Source organism: Kitasatospora sp. NPDC048298 (genome assembly GCF_043201465.1).
Lineage (GTDB): Bacteria > Actinomycetota > Actinomycetes > Streptomycetales > Streptomycetaceae > Kitasatospora.
In genome coordinates, this window is the sequence record NZ_JBICYZ010000152.1 from 1 (window position 1) to 3,695 (window position 3,695).

General features: G+C 73.1%; 2 protein-coding genes and 1 pseudogene. 1 reads left to right on the forward strand and 2 read right to left on the reverse strand.

Annotated features, from left to right (window positions below):
• Positions 1-210: 210 nt before the first annotated feature.
• The gene (locus tag ACGF0D_RS44035) at positions 211-1,059 is read right to left on the reverse strand and encodes a hypothetical protein (protein WP_392926183.1); all 849 of its coding nucleotides are present in this window, start codon (positions 1,057-1,059) and stop codon (positions 211-213) included.
• 237 nt (positions 1,060-1,296) lie between these two features.
• On the opposite strand from ACGF0D_RS44035, the gene ACGF0D_RS44040 reads away from it, so the two are divergent.
• Complete coding sequence (locus ACGF0D_RS44040) at positions 1,297-2,457, forward strand: hypothetical protein (RefSeq protein ID WP_392926185.1); 1,161 nt, start codon at positions 1,297-1,299, stop codon at positions 2,455-2,457.
• Positions 2,458-2,600: 143 nt separating this feature from the next.
• Here ACGF0D_RS44040 and ACGF0D_RS44045 read toward each other — a convergent pair.
• Positions 2,601-3,695: pseudogene (locus ACGF0D_RS44045) on the reverse strand (hypothetical protein); the annotation flags it as partial.

Sequence of the window (3,695 nt, forward strand, 5' to 3'; positions counted from 1 at the left end):
CGCTGCCATCTCTCATCAACATTTCCATGCTGAGAGATCACTGACCGCTGCCAGAACCCGGCAACAAGTGCTTCTACTTCTCAACTACGAAGCCACTGCTGATCTGGCGCGGCCCGGTTGGGGCCGGCGAACGGGTTGGTCGCGGCCACCCTGCCGCCACCGCCACGTGGTTGTCCCGGCTTTCCCCGAACGAGCGAGGTCGGCTACAGCTCACGCCGCTCCGGTACGTGGCGGGGCCGGGCGGGCGGTGCGTAGCGGGATCGCTCCGGCCCGGGTGGCGCGGGCGACGGCGAGGGCGGCGCGGTGGCGTTCGCGCTGCTGGCGGGCGTGGTGGTCGGTGTCGGTGGCCGGGGTGTCCTCGATCGCGGGCTGGTGGGCGCCCTCGGGTTCGCGCAGCCGGTTGTAGTGCTCACGCAGGATCGCCTCCTGCTCGGCGGTGGCCTCGTCGAGTGCCGCCTGGCGGGCGGCGGCGTCCTCGCGCATCCGGCGGCGCAGTTCCTGGTAGGCGTGGTGGTCGGCGAGCGGGGGCCGAGCCGGCTGCGCGGCGGGCCGGTCGTCGCGGCGGGCCGGCTGCGTGGTGGGCCGGTCGTCGCGGCGGGCCGGCTGCGTGGTGGGCCGGTCGTCGCGGCGGGCCGGCTGCGTGGTGGGCCGGTCGGTCGTCGGGGTCCTGGTCGTGCTGCACCACGGGGGCGGGGCCGACGCGGACGTCGATGGCCCGCACAGTGCCGGCGCGCAGCCGGTCGAGGTCGGTGAGGATGTGGCTGGTCTGGTAGCGGAGCTGGGCGGCCCAGGTCGGGGAGTCGGCGACCACGCGCAGGTGGCGGGTGGTCGGGTCCAGTGGGCGGCGGCGTCGGGGCCGACGATGTCAGGCCAGCAGTCGCGCAGGCCTCCGTGGGTGGTGCCGGGGGTCCAGCCGTGGGCGGCGACCAGGGTGAGGAACACGTCCGCGATCGGCTCGGGTTCGTGCGGGCCGCGCCGCGGCGCGGCCGTGGTCTGCCGGGTGGTGCGCTGGGCGGGAGCGTTGCCGCTGGTGCGGGCGGCCTGGCGGGCGGCGCGCACGGCGGTGCGGGCGAGGTCGGCCCCCGCCGCCGACTACCGGCCGCCGCCCCGGCTCGCGAAAAATTTCTTCGAACCCGGGTGCAACCCCCCGGCGGGATGGACGTCTATCAGGGTGAGAGGCGGGGAGAGCGAGCCGGTGAAGCCGGGGGGCTCGGGCCGGCTCCTCGGGGCGCGACAGTAGGCGCCCGCTCATCCGATCACCATCACCAGCACTGTGTCCTTTGGGGGGACTGTCACATGAACGCGTCCGTTATCGACCGTATTGCGAAGATCGTCCCGCTGGCCGTCGTCGCCGCCGTCGGTGTCGCCGCCTGCGGCCCGACCAACGGCGGGTCGTCCGTCGCCGCCTCCGCCCCCACCCCCTCGGCCAGCTCCTCGGCCACCCCCGGGGCGGGCGCCGTCCCGACCACCCCCGCCCCGGCCGCACCCACCACCGAGGCGGCTCCGACCACCGCAGCGCCGGCCGCTGAGGCCCCGGCCGGTCCCGCCGTCGCCAAGACCGACGTCAAGCCCGCCACGAAGCCCGCCATTAAGGCCCCGGCCAAGCCCGCCGGTGGCATCGGGATCACCTTCAACGGCCTCCACCAGGGCCAGAAGATCCAGGTCGGCAACCAGGTCTCGTTCTCGGTCACCTGGAAGAACAACGACGCCACCGGCACCCGCAGCGTGGCTCCGGTGGTCGCAACCCAGCAGTACGAGGGCGCGCAGTGCCAGCGGATGCTCTCCATGGCACAGGGCACCCTGGAGCGCAAGGACGCCTCCGGCTGGAAGACCATGCCCTCGCTCAACCAGGGCGGCGGCACGGACTACGCCGGCACCGGCAACGACGCCGCCTTCACCCTGGCCGCCGGCGAGAGCCGCACCGTCGAGTACCGGATGGCGCTCGACGCGAGCAACCAGCCGGGCCGACTGCTCGTCGAAGCCGACGCCGTCACACCCTCCACCCACCAGGTGCTCACCAAGGGCATCGTGACCACCTCCGTCATCGACAGCCACCGCCCGACCGTGACCTCCGCCTCCAAGCCCACCCCGCTCGCCATCGGCACAACCCCCACCGAGTTCACCTTCAACATCACCTCGCCCGACGGCCCGCACCGGCTGCGCCCGACCGTGTCCCTGTCCCTGCCCTCCAGCCAGGGCCTGACCGGGCAGGACGTCACCGTCGAGGCCAAGGTCGGCAACGAGTGGAAGTCCTTCGAAGTGACCGAGGACTGCAACGGACGGCTCGGCGTGGCACCGGCCCAACTGGACGGCGTGATGAACGGCAACCCGGTCACGTACACCTTCCGAGTCGGCCTCAAGCGGACCCCCACCGCGCCCGTCGGAATCGAGATCGGCGCCGCCTCGGACGGCCACTACGGCGCCGTCACCACCCTGCGGCCCACCGTCCAGCACTGACGCCCGCCCCCGCGGTGCGGCACTGACACCGCAACCCCCACCCGAAGCCGAAGGGACCGGCCTCCCACTGCTCGGGAGGCCGGGCCCTTCACCGTTCCACGACTCAATGGGGGGTTAGTTCTGTAGAACGGGCAGTTCTCGGATCAGGATCGGTCGTCGGCCCCGGCCTCCGCCGGACGTGCGAGGCGCTCCTGGAGCCGAGCGTGGCGGAACTGGAAGACCGCTCCGGCCTGGCGCAGGACGCCCCGCTCCTGGTGGGCGTCCTCCAGGAACGCCATCGCCCGCCAGGGCAGCCGCCCGGTCAGCGGCAGCCAGATGTGCGCGAAGACCACCCACTCGCCCCAGGCCGTCAGGGCGAGGACCGCTCCGAGACCTCCCGCGAGCGCCGTGAGGAGTCCGAACCGGATGTCCCACACCAGCTCCGATCTGACCGCGACGCCCCAGAGGGAGCCTCCGAGGAGCCCGACGATGAGCCTGGCCCCGACGATCACGGTGACTCCGGCCAGGGGCCCGAACAGGAGCAGCTGCACGAGCGCGTTGTTCCGGTCGGTGCCCAGCAGACCACGGGGCCGAACGGCGGAGTCGGTGTCGATCGGAGTCTCCAGCCAGGCCGCGAGCCCGCTCACGAGCCCGAACACGAGCCCGAACTGAGCGCCGTACACCATCCCGGCCACCAGCCCGATCTCGAACCAGCGCGGGTCTCCGGCCCCCTTTTCCCACAGCCCGAACAACAGCCCGATCCCGGCTCCGCCCGCGAACCCCGCGAGGCTCCCGGTTCTGACCTGCTTGAGGACGTCCCGGACGGACCTGGTGCGCGGCGATCCGCCCCGGCCGCGGATGCCGATCCGCATCCGCGAGGGCTCCACCGCCGCCCCTACGAACGCCAGGCGGACCCGGTGGGCGAGGCCGAAGAGCACCGCGGCCGGAAGCCCGTTCATGAGGGCGTCCGTGAGCCCGACCAGGAGTCCTTCCGCGAGCCTGGCGGGGAAGTCCCCGCCGGGACGCGCCGGGAAGACGGTGAGGAAGACCGTGTCCACGAGGAAGACGACCGCCCCGACGCATATCCCGGCCGCACAGCCGATCACGGTCATCCGGGCCGACGGGTGCATGGTCGTGCCCAGTTCCCACCATTTGAGGTCGGTCTGCTCGCGCTTCGTGAGGTGCCGGGCGAGATGGCCGAGCCAACGGGCCGCCCGTTCGGCCTCCCGGGGCCCGTGCCCCCTGGCCCACCTGCGCGG